This is a genomic window from Rhizorhabdus histidinilytica, from assembly GCF_900167915.1.
GTDB lineage: Bacteria > Pseudomonadota > Alphaproteobacteria > Sphingomonadales > Sphingomonadaceae > Rhizorhabdus > Rhizorhabdus histidinilytica.
Window position 1 is genome coordinate 1 of sequence record NZ_FUYM01000010.1, and the last position, 19483, is coordinate 19483.

A 19483-nucleotide genomic window follows, 5' to 3' on the forward strand; every position below is an offset into this window, starting at 1 on the left:
GGCAAGATCATGCGCCGCATCCTCCGCAAGATCGCCGAGGGCGACGTCTCCTCATTGGGCGACACCTCGACCCTCGCCGATCCGGCGGTGGTGGACGATCTGGTTGCGAACCGGATCAAAAGCTGATTCTATCGGGGCATGGACGGCCGATCCGGCCATGCCCCGCATAGGATGACGCGATGACCGAGGCCCTGATCCACTACAACCGCGTCGCCCGCACGCTCCACTGGACGATCGGGACGCTGGTGATCGTCAACCTGGTCCTCGGCATCCTCCACGATCCGCTGGGCGAGCTGTTCCCGGCGATGCCGATCCACAAGTCGATCGGCTTCCTGGTGCTGGCGCTCAGCCTGGGCCGCCTCGCCTGGCGCCTCACCCACCCCGCCCCGCCGCTGCCGGACACGATGCCGGGCTGGGAGAAGGCGGCGGCGCACGGGCTGCACTGGATCTTCTACGCGCTGATGATCGCGATGCCGCTGACCGGGTGGATCTTCAGCTCGGCCGGCAAATATCCGCTGAGCTTCTTCTTCCTGTTCGACATCCCGAAGCTCGCGGTCGAGAAGGGATCGCCGATCGTCGCGGGGGCGCACAGCGCGCATGTCGTGCTCGGCTTCCTGTGGGCGGCGCTGCTGGTCGGCCATGTCGGCGCGGCGTTGCGCCACCACTTCATCCTCCGGGACGGGGTGCTGACGCGGATGTGGCGCTCGGCCCCGGAGGCCTAGCCTCTCCGGACTCGACAGCGCGGTCCCGATCCTGTAGGGGCGCGCCTTCATATTCCGAATCCGCTTGAAGCGGGCGCGGGATTGTACCGTCCGAGACAGCAGGTGCGGGGAATATGCCCCGCTTAATCTCCTGCCTAGACGGGGAAAAGTTTACCGGCCGCGCCTTCAAGGTTCAGGCCGGGTCTGCCGTGCTCCTTCCAGGGCCCCGGCCAGGCGACCGACCCCTCGGACGGGTCAACGGACGGCGTATCTGTCCTTTGACTCAACAGCCCCTGCGGATGTGCTGCAGGGGTGGTTCTAAGGAGTAAGGCATGGATCGAGCTCAAAAAGCCGAGCTGGTCGCCGAACTGAAGAGCACCTTCGAGGGCACGAGCGTGGTGATCGTCACCCGCAATCTCGGCCTCACCGTTGCGCAGTCCACTGCGCTCCGCACGAAGATGCGCGAAGCCGGTGCCAGCTACAAGGTATCGAAGAACAAGCTCGCCCGCATTGCCCTCGAGGGCACGACCTATCAGGCGATCAACGATCTCCTGGTCGGTCCGACCGCGCTCGCCACCTCCGCCGATCCCGTCGCCCCCGCAAAGGTGATCGTGGATTTCGCGAAGTCCAACGACAAGTTGGAAATCGTCGGCGGCGCGATGGGCGAGACCGTCCTCGACGTGGCCGGCGTGAAGGCGCTGGCCGAGCTGCCGTCGCTCGACGAGCTGCGCGCCAAGATCGTGGGCCTCATCCAGGCGCCCGCGACCAAGGTCGTCCAGATCGTCCAGGCCCCGGCCGGCCAGCTGGCCCGGGTGTTCGGCGCTTATGCGGCGAAAGAAGACGCCTGATCTTTCGATATCATCGACTGAAACATATTGGGCCGATGGCCCGCATGGAGACTTAAAATGGCAGACCTGCAGAAGCTTGTTGACGATCTTTCGGCCCTCACCGTCCTCGAGGCCGCTGAGCTTTCGAAGCTCCTCGAAGAGAAGTGGGGCGTTTCGGCCGCTGCGGCGGTCGCGGTTGCGGCTCCGGCCGCCGGCGGCGGCGCCGGTGGCGCCCCGGCCGCGGAAGCCAAGGACGAGTTCGACGTCATCCTGACCGGCGACGGCGGCAAGAAGATCAACGTGATCAAGGAAGTCCGCGCGATCACCGGCCTCGGCCTGACCGAAGCCAAGACCCTGGTCGAGTCGGCTCCGAAGGCCGTCAAGGAAGGCGTCAACAAGGACGAGGCCGAGAAGATCAAGAAGCAGCTCGAGGAAGCCGGCGCGACCGTCGAACTCAAGTAAGCTTCTCGCTTCTTGCGATTTCAGGAAGGGCGGTCTCCCCGACGGGAGGCCGCCCTTTCCTTTTGCGGTCGTGCGGGCGCGCCTCGTCCGATCGCCGGCGATCCGCAGGCCCCTGCGAAGCCGTCCACAGGGTTTCCCTTTCATTTTGCCGGTCGAGCGCCTATATCGAAGGGGCTGACGTCGCATGCGACGGATATCGGGCCGCTTTGGCTCCCCCTTTGTCCCTTTCTAGCCTCGAAGCCGGGTGCGCCGCTGTGGCGCAGCCCGTCCTGCATTGGGACAAGGATATCCCCATGATCACCGGTACCGTAAAATTCTTCAACGCCGACAAGGGCTATGGCTTCATCGCGGCCGAGGACGGAAGCGGCGACGCCTTCGTCCACATATCGGCCGTCGAGCGCGCCGGCCTGGGCACGCTCGATCGCGATCAGCGCGTCTCCTACGAACTGGAGATGAACAGCCGCGGCAAGTCGAGCGCGGTCAACCTCCAGCAGGCATGACGGCAGAGACGGACGGGCGCGAGCGTGCGCCCGACCTCTCCCGCCTTCCCATCATGAAGGAGAAATCATGTCGAGAGCCGTCAACATACAAGCCACGCCCGACCATATCGAGCAGACCTGCGAGAAGATCGGCGCCCGCATCACCGCACTCGAGGTGCTCGCCTCCGGCGGCTCCCGCGTCGTCCTCAGCAATTCCGTCGAGAGCGCCGCGATTGCACGCCACTATGGCACCAAGGTCATCCAGGGCACCATCGTGCGGCAGCCGCTCCGGTTGCGTCAGGGATAACCGCATCAAGGAAAAACCCATGGACCTCAACTATCTCCACTCCAGGCACCAGATTTCGCTGATCAATGCGGCGGCGGCCAAGTCGATCGAGGCGCGGATCGCGCACAGGCGCCTTGCGAATCTCTACGCGGACCGCATCAACCTGCAGCGCCGCGACCTCCCTGCGGGCAGCGCCGGAATGCTGTAACCCGCATGAAGCTCGGCATCCGCCACCGGACCCGGTATCGCTATCGCCGGCCGGTGACCGTGCATCCGCATCGACTGCTCGCGGTGCCGCGCGACGGAGCAGGGCTTCGGCTCCTGGAGTTCGTCCTCGACACCGGGCCGGATACCGCCATCGGCTGGAGCGACGATGTGTTCGGCAACCGCGTCGCCACGATCGGCTTCACCGGCGACCGGCGCGAGGTTGCGATCGACGCTTCGATGGTGGTGGAACTCGACGCTCCGGCCTGGCCGCTGTTCGCCATCGCCGTCCAGGCCCACCGATATCCCTTTTCCTACGAGGAGGACGATCGGACGGACCTCGGCGCACTGGCGATTCCGATAGCTGACGCGGCCGGCGACGTCACCGGCTTCGCACGCGGGTTCGTCGCCGCCGAGCCGACCGACACGCTCGCGCTGCTCAAGGATCTCAACGCCGGAATGCTGCCGCGCATCACCTATCGCCCGCGCGACGAGGAGGGCACGCAGTCGCCGGCCGAGACGCTCGCGCTTGGCAGCGGCTCCTGCCGGGACATCGCCGCATTGTTCATCGCCTGCGCCCGAAGCCTCCGCTTCGGCGCACGTGCCGTATCGGGCTATCTCCACGATCCAGGCCAGACGGCCGGGGGACATGGATCGACCCACGCATGGGCCGAGGTCTTCCTGCCCGGCGCCGGATGGATCGCGTTCGACCCGACGCATGGACGCGTCGGCGACGCCCATCTGATACCCGTCGCGGTCGCACGCGAGAACCGCCAGATCATGCCGCTGACCGGACGATATGCAGGTTCGGCCGACGACATGCTGGACATGGACGTCGACGTGATGGTGACGGCGATGGCTGCCCCCAGATGATTTTCCGCCAGCCCTTATAAATCCCGGCGTCACCCCCATATGGAATCCACTGCGCCCGCCTCCCGAGCATGGACGCGGCTGAGAGATGACCGCGCTCCCGCTCGCAAAGGAGCGAAGCCATGCCTCCCATCCCCGAATTCGCCACGCTCGCCGAAATGCGGGAGCAGGCATGGGCGAGCGCTCGCGCCGCCACCGATCCGCTGACGGCGCAGCAATATCGCGATCTCGCCAAATGTTACGACGCGGCGCTCATCGAACTCCGCGAAACCGGCATGACGATCGTGCCGACGCATGACGCAGCCACGATTCCGTGGCGATCGGTACAATTGCGGACCTCCAACGACGGCTGAGGCAACGGAGCCGACCTTGTTCGGCGCCCTTGCCGGCTTCGACATCTTCACAGGCGCGGTGGGCGGGATTCGAGTCCGTTGTTCATCGGCCCGACGCTCCCGCGCGGACCACCGCCTCGCCCGTTTGCTGACGAAGCCGCCTGAACGATCCTCCCCGTCCCCGCGCCGAAAACGGGGCAGCATCAGAGGCAGAGAAGCCGGACGGCCGCATCATGATCGCTCGGCCCCGGGGACATTGCTGCGCCGGACCAATGCGCGCAGGTCGGCCGACCTGATATGCTGTCCATCATCGGTCACGATGATGAAACGCCATATGTCCTCGGGATCCTCGGCGGCGATCTGACGGACCATCCGGACGAGCGGGCCGGCGGCGATCTGTTCAGGCTGCCGTGCGCCCTTCCAGATCGCGCCGCTGTAGTGCACGCGCATCAGCCGGGCGGGTTGTTCCCAAAAGGCGGCGCTCATCCGACATTCTCGACTTCGGCATAGTCGATCCGGATCGAAGATGCGGGCCGCGCCGCATATTCCCTGTCGATCAGTTCCATGATCCTCGCCGAAAAGCGCTCGAACAGCGCCCACGCCATGCCCGCCGACAGTTCGCAGCGATCCCGACCGACCAGTGCGGCGAGGCCCGCCCGCGTGATCAGGGCGATCAAAGGACCTTCGGCCGAGCGGCCGTGAAGGCGAATGCCGTCCTCATCCATCGCCCAGCTCGCGGTGGCCGGAAACATCTCGATCCTCCCCGCAGGCCTGTGATTCATTCGATGATGTTCCTTCGAAGGGAGGCGACACCGCGGCGTCGCCAAAGCGCTAAAGGGGAAGGAAGCCCGATCCGGCACCGAGACCCCTACGAACACCATTGATCTCGGTCGCATATAGTCTCGCCAGCCTCAAATGCATGGCACTCGACGCGGAACATTTTGCATTTCCAGCATTAATCAGTGAAATCTGATGGCGTGAATAGAGATAATTGAGATCCATGACACTCTCCCATGACATAAGCGGGAGCACGGCGGTCTCTCAGCCATCGGCGCTCGAAAATTCTTTCCGATGATGCAAATCTTCTATCAGGATAGAGGCCAAACCGATAGCCGAATTCGATATATATTTTTGAGGCGGGATGGATTTTGGTACTGCATTTGGCATATTTCCCGTAAAGGGCTTACATCGGCGCCACGAACGCCCATGCTCCCTGGGCCGGGAGACATTACGCTCCCTACCGAGGGAAAGGATGCCGCGCTGGATTTCCATCTTTCATGCTGGCTGGCCGGCCATGTGCCCGATCCCCGCTACACCCGTAGCGACAATGGCGAATTCATCAGCAATTGCGCCCGGTGCGCCACGCTGATCCTGAAGCCGCCGAGGCGACGCTGGATCAAATATCCCTCGCGATGATTCCGATCGGCGCCTGCCGCCGCAGGCCGGTCGGGAGAACAGACAGGTTCCCAACACCGATGGCCGCCGAAAGCGCATTGGAGGCCCTCACGAGCTGCCCAGGCGATGCCGGTCCCGGCCTCCGCGCCTGACGATCACGTCGCCCGCGCGCCATATGTGCATTAATCGACATAACCTGGATCAATATTCGGAACCTGGGCCGTCCTTCGCTGTTGGCCCCGACAGTCGAGAAGGCGAACTCGCGGACATCACGGCACACTGCGAGCGGGCGGACCATCAGGCAGGCAGATCGATCCGGCCAGCTCATCAATGAGAGGCCGGTCGATGCTCGCTTGGGCATCCGGTCCGTCCGCAGGGCGATCGGTTTGCACGCGGTAGGAGCTCGCAGCGTGGATATCGGCGCTGATCGGTTCAGGGAACGCGAATCATGGGGCCAACGATGCCGAATGCGACAGTGCTCCTCGTGGAAGACGAGCTCTTCATATCGATGCTGACGCAAGATGTTCTCGAGAGTGCGGGCCTCACGGTGATCGTCGCATATGACGGGCTGGAGGCGCTGGAGCTTCTACGAGCGCATCCGGAGATCGATCTCCTGTTCACCGACGTCAACCTGCCGAGCCTCGACGGCCGTGTGCTGGCCCAGCGCGCGATGGTGGAACGTCCCGAGCTGCAGCTGATTCTCACCTCGGGCCGGCACCGGCTCTCAGCCGAGGAAATTCCCGACGACGGCAAGTTCCTCCCAAAGCCCTACTCGCCTCGCGAGTTGATGGATCTGGTGCAATCGGAGCTCGATCAGCGTCCGGCATGACCGCTCCTCGTCTCCCTGCTTCCGACACCCCTTCCCTCCATGCTCCTCCCCATCTTCCCATCCCCCGCCCGCTCGATCCCTCCCGCGGGACCTGTGGTCGTTTCGCGCGTTGTCGACGGTGGCCTGGGCCTCGATCGACGGGAAGGCCGTGTCGCGTGGAGCCACAGGAACAGAAAGGGCGTGAGCCGACATGGCCGATCAGGATGAATTTGCGAGGCGCCAGCGCGTCCTTTCCGAATTCGGGGACTTCGTCCTCGACCATGACGATCTCGACGATATCCTCAACGAGGCCTGCCGGCTGATCGCGCTGGCGCTGGACGCCGACCTGGCGAAGGTCATCGAGATCGACCGCGACAGCGACACCGGCCTGGTCCGCGCCGGGGTGGGCTGGCGCGCCGACATCGTCGGCCGCGAGCGCGTCAGCCTGTCCGATCGGTCGTCGGAGGCGTTCGCGATCGAGCGGACCGAACCCGTCATCACCAACGACATCATGCACGAGGAGCGGTTCACCTTCCCCTCCTTCCTGCTCGATCACGGCGTCGTCGCGCTGGTGAACGTACCGATCCTGCTGCCCGGACGCATCCCCTATGGCATCCTGCAGGTGGATGCCCGCATACCCCGCGCATTCGACCAGGAGGACGTCGAGTTCCTCAAGACCTATGCGATGGTGCTGGGCCCGGTCATCGACCGGCTGAAGACCGCCGCCGCCCTCAAGGAGACCGACGAGCGCCTGCGCCTCATCGTGGAGAATGCGCGTGCCTATGTGATGGTGGTGAGCGACGCCGACGACCGGATCACGGACTGGCTCGCCGGTTCCGAGAAGATCCTCGGATGGTCCCCGGCGGAGGCGATCGGCAAGACCACCGACATGATCTTCACCAACGAAGACCGCAGCGAAGGCATACCCGCGCGCGAGCTTTCCGGCGCGCGCGAACGCGGGACGGCGCCGAACGTCCGCTGGCACCAGCGCCAGGACGGGACGCCGGTATTCCTCGACGGGCAGACCATCGCCCTGAAGGACCGGGCCGGGCGGCTGCGCGGCTATCTGAAGATCGGTCAGGACGTCACCGACCGGGTGCGTGCGGAGACCGCGCTGCGCGAAAGCGAGGAGCGGTTCCGCCAGTTCGGCGAGGCGTCGCGGGACATCCTCTGGATGCGCGATGCCGAAACGCTGCAATGGCAATATCTGACCCCCGCCTTCGAGACCGTCTATGGCCTGAGCCGGGACGAGGCGCTGAGCGGCGACAATTTCCGCGCCTGGCTCGACCTGATCGTGCCCGAGGATCGTGACCGCGCGATCGAGGCGATAGAGCAGGTCCGCGCGGGCAGCCATGTCGTCTTCGACTATCGCATCCGGCGGCCGCTGGACGGCGCGATCCGCTGGCTGCGGAACACCGACTTCCCGATCGCCGACGCCAGCGGCAAGGTCTCCGTCATCGGCGGGGTGGGCCACGACCTGACCGAACTGCGCGAGGCCGAGCAGCGCCTCCAGGTGCTGCTGGAGGGCATCCCCCAGCTCGTCTGGCGCGCGGTCGGCGCGGGCGAGTGGACCTGGTCGAGCCCGCAATGGACCGCCTATACGGGCCTCTCCTCCGGCGAAAGCGCGGGGCTGGGCTGGCTGGAGGCGTTTCATCCCCACGACCGCGACGCCGTGCGGCGCGCCTGGGAGGGCGCGCACCGGACGGGCGGCCTCGACGTCGAAGCGCGCATCTGCCATGCGGAAAACCGCGACTATCGCTGGTTCCAGACCCGCGCCTCGCCGGTCCGCGACGCCGGAGGCACGATCGTCGAGTGGCTCGGCACGTCGACCGACATCGACGACATCCGCGACCTGCAGGAGCGGCAGCGGATCCTGGTCGCCGAGCTGCAGCATCGCACCCGCAACCTGATGGGCGTGGTGCGGTCGATGGCCGACAAGACCGCGCGGGCCAGCGCCGACCTGCCCGACTTCCGGGCGCGCTTCCGCGACCGGCTGGAATCGCTGTCGCGCGTCCAGAGCCTGCTGTCGCGGCTGAACGAACATGATCGCGTGAGCTTCGACGAGCTGGTCGGCGCCGAACTGGCGGCGCTGGACGGTACCGCCGACCGGGTCAGCCTGGAGGGGCCAGGCGGCGTGCGCCTGCGGTCCTCGACGGTGCAGACGCTGGCGATGGCCCTCCACGAGCTCGCGACCAATGCCGTCAAATATGGCGCCCTCGGCCAGCCCCAGGGCCAGCTGCGAATCCGCTGGTCGCTGGAGCCGAACGGGCCGGGCGATCGCCCCTGGCTGCACATCGACTGGCGCGAGCGCGGCGTCGTCATGCCGCCCGCCGGTTCGGCGCCGGCGGGCGGCGGGCAGGGGCGCGAGCTGATCGAGCGTGCGCTGCCCTACCAGCTCAAGGCCAGGACCAGCTTTGAGCTCGGCGCCGACGGCGTCCATTGCACCATCGGGCTTCCCGTGTCCGCGACCCGGAATGCGAAGGAGACCGAGCATGGCTGAGTGCGCGCTAAGCGGCTGCCGGATACTCGTCGTCGAGGACGAGTATCTGCTCGCGGACGAGCTCCAGGCCGAGCTCGAGGATGCGGGGGCGGTGGTGATCGGGCCGGTCGGCGACCTGGCCGGCGCGACCGCGCTGATCCGGGCCGAGCGGCGCATCGACGGCGCGATCCTCGACGCCAACCTGACGGGCGAGATGGTCTTCCCGGCCGCCGACCTCCTGATCGAGCGGGGCATCCCGATCGTCTTCACGACCGGCTATGACGCATCGATCCTGCCCAGCCGCTTCGAGGGCGCGTCGCTGTGCGAGAAGCCGATCAACATGAAGCGGATCATCGACGCCATCGGCCAGGCGCTGCACCGCTAGAAGCGGTCCACGATCGCGCCGCATCGCTCCCAGGGGCAGGCGGATGCTTCCATCGCCTCCAAATCGCGCGGCACCCGTCGCGCCCTCACCGGCATGGGAACAACGCCGCGATGGAGCGTTATGCCGGAGATGGCCGAAGGATCACGACGTCCGGCGCAAGAGGCGCAACGCGAGCTCGCCGACAGCGCGGAGAAGCTCGAGGAAAGCGCCGATCGTCAGACCGACAGCGCCGACCGCCGCACCGAGCTCGCCGCCGACCGCACCATCCTTGCCGCCGAGCGCACCTATGCCGCCTGGGTGCGGACCGGGCTGGCCGCGCTCGCCTCCGGCGTCGGCGCCCGCGCGCTGCTGACCGACGTCGTGCCCGATGCGCTGATGTGGGCGACCGGCAGCGTCCTCGTCCTGTTCAGCGCCTTCTGCTTCGTCGCGGCAGTGTGGCGGCAGATGCTGCGCGTGGCGCCGCCGCGGCCGGACACGCCGCGGCTGCCGCCCTGGCTGCTGATCCTGGTCAACGCCCTGCTGCTGGTCACCGCCGTCGCCGCCCTGATCGGGATCTGGCTGTCGCGATGACCTCCCCCGCACCACAGGAGCGCGCGTGACCACGCCGCAATGGCTCTCGATAGCCACCCTCGTCGGGATGATGGGCCTCTTCCTCTGGGGCCGGTTCCGCTACGACGTGACCGCGATCATCGCGCTGCTGGCGGCGCTGGCGCTGGGCATCGTCAGCCCCAAGCAGGCGTTCAGCGGCTTTTCCGACGACATCGTCATCATCGTCGGATCGGCGCTGGTGCTGTCGGCGGCGATGCAGCGATCGGGCCTGATCGAGCGCGCGCTGGGCTTGGTCGGCGGGCATGTGAAGCGGGTGCGCAGCCAGCTCCTGGTGCTGACCGCCTCGGTCGGCCTCGTCTCCGCGCTGGTCAAGAATGTCGGCGCGCTGGCGATGCTGATGCCCGCCGCCTTCCAGATGGCGAAGAAGAACGACGCCAGCCCGTCGGTCTTCCTGATGCCGATGGCGTTCGCGTCGCTGCTCGGCGGGCTGATGACGCTGGTCGGCACGTCGCCCAACATCATCGTCAGCCGGGTGCGCGAGGAGATGACGGGCGAGCCGTTCGGCATGTTCGACTATCTGCCGACCGGCCTCGGCCTGCTGGTGGTCGGGCTGCTCTTCCTGCGCTTCGGCTATCGCCTGCTCCCGCGCGAGCGCCGGGCGACGGCGACGCTGGGGGAGGCGCTCGACATCTCCAGCTACGTCACCGAGGCGACGATCGCCCCGGGATCACCGGCCGAGGGCGAGACCGTCCGCGAATTCGTCGAGCGGCACGATCGCGAGATCGGCATCGCCCGCGTGCTGCGCGCCGGCATCCGCACCGTGCCGTCGGCCGGGCTGGTCCTGCACGAGGACGACACGCTGATCCTGACCGGCGCGCCCGACGCGCTGGAGCGCGCGATTGCGGGCGACGGGCTGGCGCTGGTCGGCGACGATCGCGAGCGGCCGAAGGGCAGCGAGGGCGACGAGATCGGCGTGATCGAGGGAGTGATCGGCGCCTCGTCGGTGCTGATCGACCAGACGGCGGGGCGGATGCGGATGCAGGAGCGCTACGGCGTCAACCTGATCGCGGTGTCGCGCGCGGCCGAGCGGCTGACGCGCCAGCTGGGCGAGACCAAGCTGAGCGCCGGCGACGTGATCGTCCTGCAGGGCCCGCTCCCGCTGCTGCCCGACCGGCTCCGCGACCTCGGCGTGCTGCCGCTGGCGCAGCGCCCACTGCGGCTGGGCGCGTCGGGGCGGAGCTGGCTGCCGCTGATCGTGCTGGCGGTGGCGATGGCGGCGACGGCGGCGGGGCTGGTGCCGGTGGCGGTCGCCTTCTTCGCGGCGGCGGGGATCGTGATGGCGACGGGGGCGCTGCCGCTGCGCGAGGCCTATGACGCGGTCGAATGGCCGATCCTGATCATGCTCGGCGCGCTGATCCCGGTGAGCGATTCGCTGCGCACGACGGGCGCGTCGGACCTGATCGCGACCCGGCTGGCCGACATCGCGGCGACGCTGCCGCCGTGGGGCGCGGTCGCGCTGATCCTGGTGGCGGCGATGGCGGTGACGCCGTTCCTCAACAATGCGGCGACGGTGCTGGTGATGGCCCCGATCGCCGCGGTCTTCGCGCACGACCTCGGCTACCGCCCCGAAGCCTTCCTGATCGCCACCGCGATCGGCGCCGGCTGCGACTTCCTCACGCCGATCGGCCACCAGTGCAACACGCTGGTGCTGGGCCCGGGCGGCTACCGGTTCGGCGATTACGCCCGGCTGGGCGCGCCGCTGTCGCTGCTCGTCGTGCTGGTGGGGACGCCGCTGGTGATGTGGGCGTGGCCGTTGCGGTGAGGGGGTGTATGCGCCTCATCTCGACCGTTCGGACGCTCGGGGGGTGGTCCTGAAAGCGGTGATTCGTTAGGGAGGCGTTCTCCGCTGCCCCCGTGCCGGCGGCAGGTGGCTTGCATACCAACGTCATAGCCCGTTGCAATGGACATCAGGCGTCCGTGAGGCCGATGGTTTGGCTGGCTCGCGCTCCATTGGCCGTTTCGTGGAACGCGCGATGATCACTTAGGGAGATCTGAAATATGCGTATTGCCCGCTTTCGCATTGCTGACGGACGCATTCTGCACGGACTGGTCGAAGGCGATGTCGTCAAGCTACTGGCCGACCCACCTGCGGGAGGGATCGAGACCTGGCTGCAAGCGGGAGCATTCGACGAGGCGATAAGCCGGACCGAGGGGGAAATTCCCCTATCGGCCATTCGGCTGCTGGCCCCGATAGCGGAGCCTCCCAAATTCCTGGGGCTTGGCGGGAACTATCGTTCGCATCTCGACGAGATCGCACATCTCGGTATCGCCGAGCCCACGACGCAGATATGGTTCAATAAACAGCGCACATGCGTCGCCGGCCCGTTCGACGAGGTCGTCATCCCGCGCCTTTCCAAGGCTGTCGACTATGAAGTCGAGCTGGCCGTCGTGATCGGTCGGCGCTGCCGAAACGTGCCGGCATCCCATGCCCATGACGTCATCGCCGGTTATATGGTGTGCAACGACGTCAGCGCACGGGATATCCAGATGCGGGCGCAGACGATGACATTGGGCAAATCTTTCGACACGCATGGGCCGATCGGCCCATGGCTGGTAACCGCCGACGAGATTGCCGATTGCCAAAGCCTGCGTCTTCGGACCTGGGTGAATGGCGAGTTGCGCCAGGATGGCAACACCAGCGAGATGAAATATACGGTTGCCCAGCAAATCGAAGAGCTGAGCGCCGTTTTTACGCTCGAACCGGGGGACATCCTGGCGACCGGAACCCCGGCCGGCGTGGGAGCGGCGTTTCAGCCGCCGAAGTTCCTCCGGCATGGCGATGTGGTCCGCCTCGAGATCGACCAGATCGGCGTCATCGAGAATATATTCGTCGATGGCACCTGAACCGCCGGGCCGGTCGACGGCCCCACCCTCCTGCCTTGAAGCGTCCGCCTGCCGGTTTTATCGTGCCGCCATCCGGTGGCGGAGAGGCAGCTATTCCGCCGATCCTCATCGGCTCACCCTAGTAGCAACTGAGCGACGGCATGGATGCGATCTCCGCTTATATGGATGGGATGCGGATCACGCATTTCGAGGCTGGAGATGCGGAAAGCCGTACGCCGTGGAGCGTCTATTGCCCGAAGGGAAGGTGGCAGGTGACCTTCTACCTGCTGGACGGCGAGCCCTGTCGCCTGTCCGTGCCGGAGATCGGCTACAGCGCGGTGATCGAGCCTCCGTCGATGTGCATCCTGTTGGGTGCCTTGGCCCACCAGGTGGAGGACCTCAGCGGCACCGGCGAGCTGGTGCTCGCCGAAATGCGGGTGCCGACCAGCATGGCCACCTTCCGGACGCTCAGGCTCGGTGCGGAGAGCGGCCAGCCCACCACCACCTTTTACATGGGTTTCGACATCGACAATTGCCTGGACAATCCCCTGCTCGAGGCCCTGCCTCCCGTCCTCGTGCAGCATTTCGACCGGGTGCCCGCATGGCTGGAGGTGACGTCGCGTTGGTTGCGCGAGGAACTCCTCCAGCAGAAGTCCGGGCGGCGTTCGATGGCGGTCCGCCTCGGCGAATTGCTGATGATCGAGGGCATAAGGAGCGTCGTCGCCGAGCATCCCGAACGCCTGCCCAAATGGCTGCGGGAGCCGGGTGATCGCCGTCTCGAACGCGCGCTGACCGCGATCCACCGTGATATCACCCGCAACTGGACGCTCGACGATCTCGCCGCGCACGTCGCTACATCCCGCGCCCGGCTATGCGCCCTGGCAAACGCCGAACTTGGCGAGGGACTGGGCAAGTATATCCAGCGTCTCAGAATGTTCGAAGCGCGCCGACTGCTCGCCGATTCCGAAAGCGACCTGACGGCGATTGCGCGCAAGACCGGTTACCAGGGGGCGGCAAGCTTCATAACCGCCTTCCGCCGGCATTTCGGCGAGACGCCCAACGCATTCCGCAAGGTGGCCCGGCGCCCCGCATAGGGGACAAAACGAGACGATCGATAAACTTTCCGAGAACCCAACGAAGCACCATCCCTCTACCCATGACCCCAACGCAAGCCGTGCGACGGCAAGGGAGGGGACATTGCTCAAAGAGGTACGCAACCATCATCTGTTCGTGACGGCATCGGCGGCAGCGATCCTGATCGCATGCTTCCAGTCGGGCGCAGCACAAGCGACCGCAACGCCGCCGCCAGCCGACGAGCAGACGGCCGACCGGATCGAGGAGATCGTGGTGACCGCGCAGAAGCGGTCCGAGAATCTGCAGCGCGTGCCAATCTCGGCACAAGTCATGACCGGCGCCTCGCTGAACCGGTCGAACATCGCGTCCCTTACCGACATCGCGGAGATCGCGCCGTCGGTGCATGTCGCCACGGGCGGCCGTTCCAACAACATCTATGTCCGGGGTACCGGATCGGCGGAGAGCCAGTCGCTCGATCAGTCCGTCGCGATCTTCATCGACGATGTCTACCATGGCCGATCGCGCGGCTCGAGCGCGACCTTCCTGGACCTGGAGCGCGTCGAGGTCCTGAAGGGACCACAAAGCACCTATTTCGGCAACAACGCCATCGCCGGCGCGTTCAACATCGTCACCCACAGGCCGGACCAGAGCTTCAACGGCTGGATCCGCGGCCTGATCTCGCCCCGCGGCGGCACCAACGGCGGCCAATATGCGCTGGAGGGGGCGGTGAACGTTCCGCTCACGGATGCGCTTGCCCTGCGCGTGGCCGGCACGTTCAACGGCCAGAGAGGCTGGCTGAAGAACGTCAACACCGGCAAGCGCGCGCCCGATGAGGAAAACACGGCGTTCCGCGCCACGCTTCGCTACCAACCATCGGACGATCTCGACATCGCGCTCAAGGGTGAAATCGGCCGCAACCTGAACAAGAGCGGACTGCTCACGCAGAATGCGAGCTGCCCGCCACCGGCGCCCTTCGTGGCCGCGGGCTTCTGCGCCCTGAACCTGTCGCTCGGATTGCCCATCGGCCTCAAGCGCAACACGCTCGTCCTGAGCGATGGCCAGCAGATCCGGCTGAACACCAAGGAGACGGTCCTCTCGATCCGGAAGGACCTCGGCGCCTCGACGCTGTCGAGCGTGACCGCCTACAACCAGTATCGCTATCGCTACAATCTGGACGCGGACGGCACGCCGCTGACCCTGCTGAACGTCCAGGCACCCGAGAAATATCGCCAGTTCAGCCAGGAGCTGCGGCTCGCTTCGCCCACCGGTCAGCCGATCGAGTGGCTCGCGGGCCTCTATTTCCAATATGACAAGCTCGACATCGAGCAGTCGACATCCTTCAACTTCCTGTCGCCGGTGATCGCGGCGACACCACCCTTCGCGCCGCTGGTCGCCCGTCTGCCGCTCGGCCAGTTCGTCGCCGCAACGCAGAAGGAGCGGGTCTATTCGGCGTTCGGCGCCATCACATGGAACGCCAGCGACCGGCTCAAGCTCACGGCCGGATTGCGCGGGTCGATCACGACCAAGGACTTCGACTGGAGCCTGCTCTTCGGAACCGCCACGCGGGATTATGGTGGGATCGTCGCCCTGCCGTCGGCGCTCCAGCCATTGCCGGGGCTGCTCGGCCTCGGGACGTCGGGGCAGGTCGCCTTGTCCCGCAACGACAAGGCGCTGATGCCGTCCGCCCGTGCGCAATATCAGATCACGCCGGAGGCGATGGTCTACGCATCCTATTCGCGCGGCTTCAAGGCGGGCGGCTTCAGCGTGGCCGACACCACCGCGCTTCCCGCGAACTTCCCCTTCGCCCCGGAACGGGTGGACGCCTATGAAATCGGGCTCAAGAGCGAGCTCTTCGACCGGCATGTGCTGCTCAACGTCGCGCTGTTTCGCAACGACTTCAACAAGCTCCAGGTTTCCATCACCACCGCCGCCGCGTCCGGCGCCTTCCTGAACTTCATCCGCAACGCCGGTTCGGCGCGATCGCAGGGCGTGGAGGTCGAAACCCAATGGCTCGTCAGCCGGGCCTTCAGGATCGCCGCCTCGGGCAGCTATCTCGACTCGAAATATCTCCGCTATCGCAATGCCGGCCCGACCTCGGCCCAGCAGCTCGCTGGAATCGCGTCGCAGGATCTGTCGGGTCGGAGGACGCCCTTCGCGCCCCGCTGGAGCGGCACGACCAGCGCGACGCTGACCCTCCCGCTCGGCAGCCAATGGCGGTTCGTGGCGGAGGCGACCGGGATATTCTCCTCGTCCTACCAGACCTATTCGACCCTCGATCCCCTGACGCTGCAGCCAAGCTATGCCCGTCTTGACGGCCGGCTCTCGCTCGAATCGGACGACGGGCGGTGGGCGGTCGACCTGATCGGCAAGAATTTGGGAAATGCCACGGTGCGCGCCTTCTCGGTGGCGCAGCCGCTCTCGCTGGGAAGTCTGGCGCAAACCAAGGAGCAGTTGAGGAACCTCGCGCTCCAGCTTCGGTACAAATTCTAAGCAAGGTCGCCATGACACAGATTTTGAGTCCGAACGCCAACGAACGCTGGAACGTCTATGGCGACTGGCGCCGCGCGGCATCGGCGGTTCCCGTCGTCCTCGATGGCGAGACGAACCATATCGTCACGCGCTATCGGGACGTCGCCAAGCTCCTCAACGCGACCATTTCGACCGTGCAACCCCGGGCCGGCGAGTTTCCGGCCCATATCGGGTCGGGGCCGGCTTCGATATTCTATCGGGAATCCCTGCCCCATATGGACCGGCCCGAACATTCGCGCCTCCGGTCCGTGGTCATGAAGGCGCTCAATCCCCGCACCGTCGCCGGCATGGCGAGCTGGGTCGCAGACATCATCTCGCGGGCGCTGGACCAGATCGATGCGACGGGCGAGGTCGATGTCGCGAGGGTCCTGTCCGCCGGCATTCCCGCCGAGGTCGCATGCCGGATGCTGCACATAAGCGGGGCCGATACGGCGTTGTTGTTCAGCAAGGTCGACGATCTCAGCGCGATCGTGAGCCATGAACCGCTGACGCCCGAAAAGCTGCAAAAGGCCGACGAGGCTGCCCGCTTCTACGCCGACTTCTTCGCCCGGCACATAGCCGCGCTCGACCTTGGCGGCGACGACCTCGTCAGTTCGCTGGTGCAGGCGAGCCGGGCAGGCGCCATGTCGGAAAGCGAACTGCACACGACGCTGATGGGCCTGTTCATCGCGAGCTATCATACGACGCGGGTGAGCATCTCGAATGCCATCTTCGCCATCGGCACGCATGGCGACCAGCGCGACCTGCTCATCGCCAGGCCCGACCTGTCCGAAAAGGCGTGGGACGAGACGCTTCGTTTCATGAGCCCGGTGCATTTCGTGCATCGTTATGTCAGCGAGCGGCTGAATCTGGACGGCGTGACGATCGAACCGGGCCAGCGGCTGTTGCTCGGTCTGGCATCCGCGAACCGCGATCCAGAGGAATTCGATCAGCCCGACAGATTCCTGGTTGAGCGCGGCGCGAACCGCCATCTCGCCTTCGCGCTCGGCGCCCACTTCTGTCTCGGCGCCGGGCTGTCGCGGCTTGAGGGCCGCGTCCTGATCCACGACCTCGTCACGCGTTTTCCGCAGTTCGAGATCGCCGCGGACCCCGTCTGGACCGGGGATCTCAGCTTCCCGTTCATCCGGGAGCTGCACGTCAGGGCGCGGCCATGACGCCGATCGATGACGGCCGGCACGATCCGCCGAGAGCGACGATCTGCCTGACGTTCGACAATCTCGGCGAAGCCGCGGACGTGGAAATGGGCCGCTGGCCGGAGGGCCGACCTTTCGGGCAGCATTATACGGCAACGAAGACGGTTCCTCGGCTGATCGAGGAACTCGATGGCCTTCCCGCCACCTTCTTCGTCGAAGGGTGGAATGCCGAAGTCTATCCCGATCTGTTGAGAACGATGGCGGCCACGGGCCATGAGATCGCCTGCCATGGCTGGCGGCATGAGCTATGGTCGACGCTGGACGATACGACGCGTCGCCGGTGCCTGCGTCAGGCGATCGATGCCTTCGCACGGATCGGCGTCGCGGTTCAGGGGTTGCGTCCGCCTGGCGGGTTCCTCCCCGACGGAGTGCTCGCGCTAGTCGGGGAAGCGGACCTCGCTTATGTCAGTGCCGCCGGTGATACGCCCTCCATCGAAAGCGGAGTCGTTTCCCTACCGTTCCGTTGGATCGATCTCGACGGCTTCTATCTGGACCCAGCCGCCGCAAAGACGGTCGGCCTCGAAGTCCCGTCGGGCGTGGAACCGACCCTGCACGGATTCTTCTCCCATCTCGATGACGTCATCGCCGACCTCACGATGCGCGGTGGTCAGGCGGTTGTCGTCATGCACCCTTATATTATCGAGACGACGGAAGGATATTGGGCAGCGTTGCAATCCTTCCTGGGCCGGCTCAGGGCCAATCAGGATATCGCGCTTTCGACGTGCGGACGATCGGTTCGGAGGGTGAGGGAGGCAAGATAAGGATCGCCGCTTATCGCCGGCCCGGAAATGGACAGCCGGCTTTTTCCCCACGATCGCCTTTCAGTTGACGTACCGCCCCCTCACTTCCCCGCCGTCATCACCGTCATCTTCTTGCCGGCGCCGCCGGTCTGGAGGGTGTCGGGGGTGACCACCACGGTCGTGCCCGGCGCGACGACGGCGGCCATCGCCACGCGAATGTCCTCCGGCACGGTCAGGCGGGCGCGTTCGTCGGGGGTGACCTCGACCGGGGCGTTGAGCGCCTCGCCCGGCATCGGCAGCTTCATCCACCTGTAATTGTCGCCCTCGATCGCGCCGAGCGTGTAGGCGGTGGTGCCGGTCACCTCGCCCGCGATCTTGACCGGGGCCGAGCCGATCGGAACGCCGTTGCGCAGCACCAGCATCCGCTTGTCGGCGCTGCTGATCACGATCGAGACCGGCCCGGTCGTCGATCGCTCCGGCTGCCACAACGAACCGCCGAACAGATCGCTCTCGGCCTTCGACGCGGTGTTGCTGAGCACGGCGGGGCTCGGCGCGAAGCGCGGCACATCGGCGCCCGCCGTGACGATCACCGTCAGCCCGAGCTTGGTCACCCCGTAGAGCAGCTTGGCGAAGCCCATCGGCAGGCGGACGCAGCCGTGCGAGGCGGGATAGCCCGGCAGGTTGCCCGCGTGCAGCGCGATCCCGTCCCAGGTCAGCCGCTGCATATAGGGCATCGGCGCGTTGTTGTAGAGGTTCGACTTGTGGTCGACATTCTTCTGGAGGAGCGTGAACACGCCGGTCGGCGTCTCATGCCCCTTCTTGCCGGTCGACACGGTCGAGATGCCGATCGGCACGCCGTTGCGATAGGCATAGGCGCGCTGCTGCGCGATCGACACGACGATCACCACCGGCCCCTCCGGCGCGACCTGCGGCGCCCAGAGGAAGTCGCCCGGCTTCATCGCCGCCACCGTCTCCCCGACCGTCGCGCCCTGGAGCGAGGGGGCGGTCGCGGCGAACGCCGGAGCGGCGAGAAGGGCGGCGATACCAAGGAAGGTGCGGATCATCGGTGACCTCATTGCCTGTCGTCCTGTCGACCTTGTTTCAGCATCGACCCGGCCGCAAGGGCTGTAATGGGGATCACAGGCGATCGACGAAATATCCGGGAGGCGCGGAACCCGCCTCCCGGCGATGCCGAAACGAGGCCGGGATGCCGGCGGCGGGGGATGCCCCCTTCCCAAAGCCCATGGCCGGGACTATATAGCGCGTCCTACTTACATCGGCAGATGC

At 66.2% G+C, this 19483-nt stretch carries 21 protein-coding genes; 18 read left to right on the forward strand and 3 right to left on the reverse strand.

Annotation, left to right across the window (positions count from 1 at the left end; all coding sequences use genetic code 11):
• Nucleotides 1–179 precede the first annotated feature (179 nt).
• The 8 genes from B5X82_RS19320 (at nt 180) to B5X82_RS19350 (ending at nt 4182) form a co-directional block, all read left to right on the forward strand.
• Nucleotides 180–722, forward strand: coding sequence for a cytochrome b (locus tag B5X82_RS19320; RefSeq protein WP_079649816.1), 543 nt, complete (start codon nt 180–182; stop codon nt 720–722).
• Between the two features lie 311 nt (nt 723–1033).
• Complete coding sequence (gene rplJ / locus B5X82_RS19325) at nt 1034–1549, forward strand: 50S ribosomal protein L10 (protein ID WP_079649817.1); 516 nt, start codon at nt 1034–1036, stop codon at nt 1547–1549.
• A gap of 57 nt (nt 1550–1606) precedes the next feature.
• The gene (gene rplL, locus B5X82_RS19330; protein WP_047168972.1) at nt 1607–1990 is read left to right on the forward strand and encodes a 50S ribosomal protein L7/L12; all 384 of its coding nucleotides are present in this window, start codon (nt 1607–1609) and stop codon (nt 1988–1990) included.
• Between the two features lie 293 nt (nt 1991–2283).
• Nucleotides 2284–2490, forward strand: a complete 207-nt coding sequence (locus B5X82_RS19335; RefSeq protein WP_079649818.1) for a cold-shock protein — start codon at nt 2284–2286, stop codon at nt 2488–2490.
• 67 nt (nt 2491–2557) lie between these two features.
• Complete coding sequence (locus tag B5X82_RS19340) at nt 2558–2776, forward strand: hypothetical protein (RefSeq protein WP_079649819.1); 219 nt, start codon at nt 2558–2560, stop codon at nt 2774–2776.
• A gap of 19 nt (nt 2777–2795) precedes the next feature.
• Nucleotides 2796–2963, forward strand: a complete 168-nt coding sequence (locus tag B5X82_RS26825; RefSeq protein ID WP_176152627.1) for a hypothetical protein — start codon at nt 2796–2798, stop codon at nt 2961–2963.
• A gap of 5 nt (nt 2964–2968) precedes the next feature.
• Nucleotides 2969–3832, forward strand: coding sequence for a transglutaminase family protein (locus tag B5X82_RS19345; RefSeq protein ID WP_079649820.1), 864 nt, complete (start codon nt 2969–2971; stop codon nt 3830–3832).
• Nucleotides 3833–3951: 119 nt separating this feature from the next.
• Nucleotides 3952–4182, forward strand: coding sequence for a hypothetical protein (locus B5X82_RS19350; protein WP_079649821.1), 231 nt, complete (start codon nt 3952–3954; stop codon nt 4180–4182).
• A gap of 210 nt (nt 4183–4392) precedes the next feature.
• Here the strand turns inward: B5X82_RS19350 and B5X82_RS19355 are convergent, their stop codons facing one another.
• A complete protein-coding gene (locus B5X82_RS19355; protein WP_079649822.1) occupies nt 4393–4647 on the reverse strand; it encodes a hypothetical protein in 255 nt (84 codons plus the stop codon).
• Nucleotides 4644–4913: a hypothetical protein gene (locus tag B5X82_RS19360; protein ID WP_223811049.1), complete on the reverse strand. Its 270-nt coding sequence runs from the start codon at nt 4911–4913 to the stop codon at nt 4644–4646. The genes B5X82_RS19355 and B5X82_RS19360 overlap by 4 nt, the downstream gene beginning before the upstream one ends.
• 1091 nt (nt 4914–6004) lie before the next feature.
• Here B5X82_RS19360 and B5X82_RS19370 point away from each other — a divergent pair.
• From B5X82_RS19370 to B5X82_RS19415, 10 genes are all read left to right on the forward strand, one after another.
• Nucleotides 6005–6385 (forward strand): response regulator, encoded by a 381-nt coding sequence (locus B5X82_RS19370; RefSeq protein ID WP_079649825.1) that lies wholly within the window; start codon nt 6005–6007, stop codon nt 6383–6385.
• Nucleotides 6386–6575: 190 nt separating this feature from the next.
• Nucleotides 6576–8864 (forward strand): PAS domain S-box protein, encoded by a 2289-nt coding sequence (locus B5X82_RS19375; protein ID WP_079649826.1) that lies wholly within the window; start codon nt 6576–6578, stop codon nt 8862–8864.
• On the forward strand, nt 8857–9228 hold the full coding sequence (locus B5X82_RS19380; RefSeq protein WP_079649827.1) for a response regulator: 372 nt from the start codon (nt 8857–8859) through the stop codon (nt 9226–9228). The genes B5X82_RS19375 and B5X82_RS19380 overlap by 8 nt, the downstream gene beginning before the upstream one ends.
• Nucleotides 9229–9348: 120 nt before the next feature.
• On the forward strand, nt 9349–9798 hold the full coding sequence (locus B5X82_RS19385; protein WP_209047381.1) for a YidH family protein: 450 nt from the start codon (nt 9349–9351) through the stop codon (nt 9796–9798).
• A 25-nt stretch (nt 9799–9823) separates the two neighbouring features.
• Nucleotides 9824–11599, forward strand: a complete 1776-nt coding sequence (locus tag B5X82_RS19390) for an SLC13 family permease (protein ID WP_079649829.1) — start codon at nt 9824–9826, stop codon at nt 11597–11599.
• A 236-nt stretch (nt 11600–11835) separates the two neighbouring features.
• Nucleotides 11836–12681: a fumarylacetoacetate hydrolase family protein gene (locus tag B5X82_RS19395; protein ID WP_079649830.1), complete on the forward strand. Its 846-nt coding sequence runs from the start codon at nt 11836–11838 to the stop codon at nt 12679–12681.
• Nucleotides 12682–12821: 140 nt separating this feature from the next.
• Entirely contained in the window at nt 12822–13754 is a 933-nt protein-coding gene (locus B5X82_RS19400; protein ID WP_079649831.1) for an AraC family transcriptional regulator, read from the forward strand.
• Nucleotides 13755–13857: 103 nt separating this feature from the next.
• Entirely contained in the window at nt 13858–16224 is a 2367-nt protein-coding gene (locus B5X82_RS19405; RefSeq protein ID WP_079649832.1) for a TonB-dependent receptor, read from the forward strand.
• A gap of 11 nt (nt 16225–16235) precedes the next feature.
• Nucleotides 16236–17417 (forward strand): cytochrome P450, encoded by a 1182-nt coding sequence (locus B5X82_RS19410; RefSeq protein ID WP_079649833.1) that lies wholly within the window; start codon nt 16236–16238, stop codon nt 17415–17417.
• Nucleotides 17414–18217, forward strand: a complete 804-nt coding sequence (locus B5X82_RS19415) for a polysaccharide deacetylase family protein (protein WP_079649834.1) — start codon at nt 17414–17416, stop codon at nt 18215–18217. The genes B5X82_RS19410 and B5X82_RS19415 overlap by 4 nt, the downstream gene beginning before the upstream one ends.
• A gap of 80 nt (nt 18218–18297) precedes the next feature.
• Here B5X82_RS19415 and B5X82_RS19420 read toward each other — a convergent pair whose 3' ends face one another.
• A complete protein-coding gene (locus B5X82_RS19420) occupies nt 18298–19260 on the reverse strand; it encodes a L,D-transpeptidase (protein WP_079649835.1) in 963 nt (320 codons plus the stop codon).
• Between the last annotated feature and the right edge of the window lie 223 nt (nt 19261–19483).

Bases quoted from the DNA above. Each gene is read 5' to 3' on its own strand.
- B5X82_RS19335 (WP_079649818.1), top strand. From the start codon at position 2,284: ATGATCACCGGTACCGTAAAATTCTTCAACGCCGACAAGGGCTATGGC.
- B5X82_RS19380 (WP_079649827.1), top strand. From the start codon at position 8,857: ATGGCTGAGTGCGCGCTAAGCGGCTGCCGGATACTCGTCGTCGAGGAC.
- B5X82_RS19415 (WP_079649834.1), top strand. From the start codon at position 17,414: ATGACGCCGATCGATGACGGCCGGCACGATCCGCCGAGAGCGACGATC.
- B5X82_RS19400 (WP_079649831.1), top strand. From the start codon at position 12,822: ATGGATGCGATCTCCGCTTATATGGATGGGATGCGGATCACGCATTTC.
- B5X82_RS19420 (WP_079649835.1), bottom strand. From the start codon at position 19,260: ATGATCCGCACCTTCCTTGGTATCGCCGCCCTTCTCGCCGCTCCGGCG.
- B5X82_RS19355 (WP_079649822.1), bottom strand. From the start codon at position 4,647: ATGAGCGCCGCCTTTTGGGAACAACCCGCCCGGCTGATGCGCGTGCAC.
- B5X82_RS19410 (WP_079649833.1), top strand. From the start codon at position 16,236: ATGACACAGATTTTGAGTCCGAACGCCAACGAACGCTGGAACGTCTAT.
- B5X82_RS19395 (WP_079649830.1), top strand. From the start codon at position 11,836: ATGCGTATTGCCCGCTTTCGCATTGCTGACGGACGCATTCTGCACGGA.
- B5X82_RS19350 (WP_079649821.1), top strand. From the start codon at position 3,952: ATGCCTCCCATCCCCGAATTCGCCACGCTCGCCGAAATGCGGGAGCAG.
- B5X82_RS26825 (WP_176152627.1), top strand. From the start codon at position 2,796: ATGGACCTCAACTATCTCCACTCCAGGCACCAGATTTCGCTGATCAAT.
- B5X82_RS19360 (WP_223811049.1), bottom strand. From the start codon at position 4,913: ATGTTTCCGGCCACCGCGAGCTGGGCGATGGATGAGGACGGCATTCGC.
- B5X82_RS19370 (WP_079649825.1), top strand. From the start codon at position 6,005: ATGGGGCCAACGATGCCGAATGCGACAGTGCTCCTCGTGGAAGACGAG.
- rplJ (WP_079649817.1), top strand. From the start codon at position 1,034: ATGGATCGAGCTCAAAAAGCCGAGCTGGTCGCCGAACTGAAGAGCACC.
- B5X82_RS19345 (WP_079649820.1), top strand. From the start codon at position 2,969: ATGAAGCTCGGCATCCGCCACCGGACCCGGTATCGCTATCGCCGGCCG.
- B5X82_RS19320 (WP_079649816.1), top strand. From the start codon at position 180: ATGACCGAGGCCCTGATCCACTACAACCGCGTCGCCCGCACGCTCCAC.
- B5X82_RS19375 (WP_079649826.1), top strand. From the start codon at position 6,576: ATGGCCGATCAGGATGAATTTGCGAGGCGCCAGCGCGTCCTTTCCGAA.
- B5X82_RS19385 (WP_209047381.1), top strand. From the start codon at position 9,349: ATGCCGGAGATGGCCGAAGGATCACGACGTCCGGCGCAAGAGGCGCAA.
- B5X82_RS19340 (WP_079649819.1), top strand. From the start codon at position 2,558: ATGTCGAGAGCCGTCAACATACAAGCCACGCCCGACCATATCGAGCAG.
- rplL (WP_047168972.1), top strand. From the start codon at position 1,607: ATGGCAGACCTGCAGAAGCTTGTTGACGATCTTTCGGCCCTCACCGTC.